This is a genomic window from Actinomycetota bacterium (assembly GCA_005888325.1).
GTDB lineage: Bacteria > Actinomycetota > Acidimicrobiia > Acidimicrobiales > AC-14 > AC-14.
The window spans coordinates 17,227-18,511 of record VAWU01000060.1; the positions used below are offsets into that span (position 1 = coordinate 17,227).

General features: G+C 66.2%; 1 protein-coding gene. It reads left to right on the forward strand.

Translation table 11 applies throughout. The features are described from left to right. Positions 1 to 20 precede the first annotated feature (20 nt). On the forward strand, positions 21 to 1,285 hold a 1,265-nt coding region (locus E6G06_17270; GenBank protein TML87795.1), incomplete at its 3' end, for a hypothetical protein.

Consider the following 1,285-nt stretch of genomic DNA (forward strand, 5'->3'; position numbering starts at 1 on the left):
TCGTGCTGAACGGTCAGGTGATGGTGACTCACAACTCCGCCGCCACACCGCAGACGTGGGTCGCGCCCTACGTCCTACCCGTCGGTTCCGCGGCCAACGCGCTGGCAGAGCCGGAGGGCGACGAATCGTCGATCGTCCAGCTCGACGGCAACAAGGTCGGCATCATGTGGAGCAACCAGAACGTGGCCGACACCGCGACACAGCCGACGCACATGTACTGGTCCACCCACACCGACGGCACCGACGACCAGGCGTGGACGCTCACCACCGCTCCGGGCGGCACCGCCTACTCGGGTATCAAGGCGGCGGATGACCACATCAACCTGAAGGCCCTTCCGCCGAACGATCCGGCCGGTCGGGTCCTCGCGGCGGTCAAGACCTCGCACGTCGGCAGCACGGAGACGCTCATCCATCTGCTCGTGCTGAAGGGGAGCACGTGGACGAGCTACCGGTTCGGCAAGGTGAGTGAACCCTGTTGCAACGGCGGAGCCATCTACCACAAGCAGTCGAGCCTCGACGCGATCTCGTTTCCTGCAGGCTTGGGAACGCCGTTCATCCAGAGTGCAACCGACACGCACATCAACAACCCCTCGTCAACCAAGCAGAACACCGACGACACCACCGGGCTGCTCGTGGTGGCGGGCGACGACAACCTCAGCACCGATTCCTACTTCCACAACTCCATCGGGCTGACGCCGCCCGAGACGACCATCGACTCGGGCCCATCGGGAGTCGGGAGCTTCACCTCGGCCACGCTCACGTTCTCGGCCTCGGTGGCGGCCTCCACCTTCGGCTGCAGCCTCGACGGCGCGGCGTACGCGCCGTGCGCGTCGCCCACGACGTACTCGGCGCTGGCGAACGGCAACCACACGTTCCTGGTGCGGGCCACGAGCCCGACGGGCCTGGTCGACGACACCCCGGCCGGCCGCAGTTGGTCGGTCCAGACGAGCACCGGCTTGCCAACGTGGTACCTGCGCAACGCTTCGACAACGGGCGCTCCCGACGGCTTCTTCAGCTATGGAGCCCCGAGCGACGTGCCGCTGACCTGTGACTGGGATGGCGACGGGGTGAGCACGCCGGGCGTGTTCCGGAACGGCGTGTTCTATCTGCGCAACACCAATACACCGGGGATCGGCGACATCACCGTCCACTTCGGCAACCCGACCGACGTACCGGTGTGCGGCGACTGGAACCACGACGGGAAGGACACGATCGGCGTGTTCCGCAGTGGCACGTTCTATCTGCGCAACAGCAACACCACAGGGGTGGGCGACATCACGACGAG